2 protein-coding genes are annotated in these 3838 nt (G+C 72.4%); both read right to left on the bottom strand.

The window, feature by feature from the left end; all coding sequences use genetic code 11:
• Positions 1-782 (bottom strand): beta-ketoacyl synthase N-terminal-like domain-containing protein (locus IE277_RS46275; RefSeq protein WP_189960101.1); only part of this gene is annotated, 782 nt, incomplete at its 3' end.
• Between the two features lie 100 nt (positions 783-882).
• A partial coding sequence (locus tag IE277_RS46270; protein WP_189960099.1) for an SDR family NAD(P)-dependent oxidoreductase occupies positions 883-3838 on the bottom strand: 2956 nt, incomplete at its 5' end.

Genomic DNA, 3838 nt, shown 5'->3' with positions numbered 1-3838 from the left:
GCGAACGGCTTGCACCGACCGTCCGGCGCAAGCCCCCGCTGCCTGCTGAACTCCACGAAGTTCCGGGGCGTGGCCATGACGGTGGCGCCGGCCGCGAGGGCGAGGCGGCACTCGTCCTGGCGCAGGGCCTGGACGGCGAGGTGCAGCGCGACCAGCGACGAGGAGCACATGGTGTCGACGGTGACGGCGGGGCCCTCGAAGCCGAGGGTGTAGGCGATCCGGCCGGACAGCACCGCACCGGAGCCGCCCGTCAGCATGTGTCCCTCGACCCGGTCCCGGGCACGGGCGGCCGCGGCGCCGTAGCCCTGGTCGCTGCTGCCGACGAAGACGCCCGCCTGCTCACCGCGCAGGGTGCCCGGGTCGATTCCGGCCCGCTCCAGTGCCTCCCAGGAGGTCTCCAGAAGCAGTCGTTGCTGCGGGTCCATCATGGTCGCCTCGCGCGGCGAGATGCCGAAGAAGGCGGGGTCGAAGTCGGCCGCGTCGTACAGGAACGAGCCGGAGCGGGTGTAGCTCGTGCCCTGGTGCTCCGGGTCGGGGTGGTACAGGCCCTCGAGGTCCCAGCCACGGTCGGCGGGCAGCTCGGAGACGGTGTCGACGCCCGCCGCGAGCAGTTTCCAGAACTCCTCCGGTGTGTGGACATTGCCGGGGTAGCGGCAGCTCATCGAGACGATGGCGATGGGCTCCTGCTGGCGGGCCTCGACCTCCTGGAGGCGACGACGGGTCTGCCGCAGGTCGGTGGTAACCAGCTTGAGGTAGTCGCGGAGCTTGTCCTCGTTGGCCATGAACGTCATCAGTCCCTAGAGCAGGCCCGAAGGCTTGGAGTCACCCGTACGGCGTTGGCAACGGGCAGGTCGGACAGGGGTGGTGCAGTGGTCTGGCGGGCTAGTTGAGACCGAGTTCCTTGTCGATCAGGTCGAACATCTCGTCGTCGGAGACGGCCCCGAGTAGTTCGTCGTCGGAGTCGCCGCCGCCCGTGGGTTTCTCGGCCGGGCCGTCGGACAACCGCCACAGCAGCGCTTGCAGCCGGGTGGTGATCCTGGTGCGGGAGACGTCGTCGGCGGGGTCGAGCGCGGCGACGGCCGCTTCCAGCTCGTCGAGTGAGGCGAGTTCCCCTCCGCCCGCCGGTTCCGCGTCCGGGACCAGTTCGGACAGCAGCCGTTCGGCGAGGGCGGCCGGGGTGGGATGGTCGAAGACCAGGGTGGCGGGCAGGCTGAGACCGGTGACCTCCTTCAGCCGGTTGCGCAGCTCCACCGCGGTCAGGGAGTCGAAACCGAGATCGCGGAAGGCGTGGCCGGGGCCGATCGCACCGGTCCCGTCATGGCCGAGGACCGCCGCGACCTGCGTACGGACGAGCTGGAGCACGGTCCGTTCCTGCTCGGCCCGGCCGGCGCCGGTCAGCCGGGCGGCGAACGGCTGCGTCTGCCCGGCCGCCACCGGCCCGGCATCGACGCCGTCCCCGGACACAGCGGCGCGGACCTGTTCCGTGGCAAGGAGGCGGACCTCCGGGATCTCGTCGAAGAGACGACGGGGGCGGGCGGCCGAGTAGGTCGCCGCGAACCGGTCCCAGAGGACGTCGGCCACGACCAGGCACGTCTCGTCGTACGCGAGGGCCTGCTGTACGGCGCCCACGGCCACCTCGGGGTCCATGGTGGGCACGCCGTAGCGGCGCAGCCGGTCGCCCTCGGCCTCGTGGACCATTCCGCCGCCGGCCCAGGCGCCCCAGGCGATGGAGGTGGCCACCCGGCCGTGGCTGCGGCGCCACTCGGCGAACGCGTCGAGGTAGGCGTTGGCGGCCGCGTATCCGGAGTGGCCGCCGTCGCCCCAGACACCCGCGCCCGACGAGAACAGGACGAAGGCCTCCAGCGGACGGTCGGCGAGCAGCGCGTCCAGGTGTACGGCACCCGCGATCTTCGCGGCGGCCACGTCGTGCAGGTCGGCGAGGTCCGTGTCCCCGATCGCGACGGTCGGCGGCTCGGTGCCCGCCGCGTGCACGACGGCGTTGACCGGTGCGTCCTCCGGCACGTCCGACAGCAGCGCGGCCAGGGCGTCCCGGTCGGTGATGTCGCACGCGGCGATGGTGACGCGGGCGCCGAGGGCGGTCAGTTCCGCCGCCAGTCCGTCCGCGCCGGGCGCGTCCGGGCCCCGGCGGCCGACCAGCAGCAGATGTTCGGCACCGGTCGCGGCCAGCCGCCGGGCGAGGTGCGCGCCGAGAGCCCCGGTACCGCCGGTGATGAGCGTCGTACCCGGGAAACCGACCCTACGACGCTCGCCCGCCTCGGCGTCGACCGGCTTGCGGACCATGCGGCGTACGTACAGTCCGTCTGCGCGTACAGCGAACTGATCCTCGTCGTCGTGGCCCGCCAGGCCCGCGAAGAACCGGTCCCAGGTGCGCGGGTCGAGTTCCGCGGCCGAGTCGCCTGGTGCGAGGTGGTCGCCCGATGCGAGGGGATCGGCGGGCGCGGGGGGAGCGACGGACGCGGGGAGGTCGACGAGACCACCCCACCGCTGGGGATGCTCGAGTCCGTAGACCCGACCAAGGCCCCAGACGGCCGCCTGCTCCGGTATCGGACCGGCAGCGGGCTGCGCGGCGGGGCCGGGCACGGTGACCGCTCCCCGGGTGACCGTCCACACCGGCGCCTCCACCTCCGCGTCGGTGAGCGCCTGCATGAGCAGGAGCGTCGCCGTGACGGCACCGGGTACGGCGGAGGACCGTGGCTCGGCGGCGGGGGCGAGCGGCAGCAGGTTGAGGACGCCGCCGGTGAGGGGGGTCTCTTCGAAGGCTTCGCGGAGACGGTCCGCGAGAGCGGTCCGCTCCTCCCGCGTCGCGTCGAGGACGAGCGTGACGACGCCTTCGACCTCCTGGCGACCGCGCAACCGCTCGACCAGCTCCTGGGCGGTGCCCTCGGCGGTGCCGTCAGCACCGGGCACCACGACCAGCCAGTGCGAGGGCAACGGGCCCGGCCCGGCCACCGAAGCAGCACTGGCCGGCTGCCACGTCACCGTGTAACGCCAGGAGTCCAGCACGGCGCTCTCCCGCTTACGCCGACGCCACTCGGCCAGCACGGGCAGCACCGGCTCCACCGTGCCCAAGGCCCCGCGCCGCTCGGGCGCCAGATCGAGCGAGTCGGCGAGGGCTTCCAGGTCCTCACGCTCGACCGCGTCCCAGAAGCGGGCGTCCACCTCCTGACCCGAGGTCAGGGCCGGGACGGGAGCGGTCTTCTCCAGCCAGTAGCGGCGGTGCTGGAAAGCATAGGTGGGAAGCGCGACCGTACAGGCGCCCTGGCCGGCGAGGACGGCGGTCCAGTCGACCGGGACACCGCGCACCCACGCCTCGGCCAGCGAGGTCAGGAAACGGTGGCCGCCGCCTTCGTTGCGGCGCAGACTGCCCACCACGATTGCGTCCGGAGCGGCCTCCTGGACCGCCATGCCCAGCACCGGATGAGAGCTGACCTCCACGAACGCCCCATACCCCTGCTCGACCAGACCCTGCACCGCATCCGCGAAACGCACCCGCTGACGCAGATTGCGATACCAGTAACCGCCGTCCAGCCGGGCCATGTCGATGATGCCGGCCTCGGTGGTGGAGAAGAACGGCACCTCACCCGAACACGGAGCCACCCGCGCAAGCACCTCGGCCAGCTCGGCCTCGATGTCCTCCACATGCCAGGTGTGGGACGCGTAGTCCACCGGGATACGACGCGCCCGGATGTCATCACTCTCGCAATGCGCCATCAGCTCATCCAGAGCATCCGCATCCCCCGCCACCACGACCGAACCCGGACCGTTCACCGCCGCGACATCGATCCGACCCGCCCAACCGGCCAGCAACTCCTCAACA

The sequence above is a fragment of the Streptomyces alanosinicus genome (genome assembly GCF_014650595.1).
GTDB classification, from domain to species: Bacteria; Actinomycetota; Actinomycetes; order Streptomycetales; family Streptomycetaceae; genus Streptomyces; species Streptomyces alanosinicus.
The sequence above is the reverse complement of the archived record's forward strand: the minus strand, read 5'-3'. Positions and strand labels throughout refer to the sequence as shown.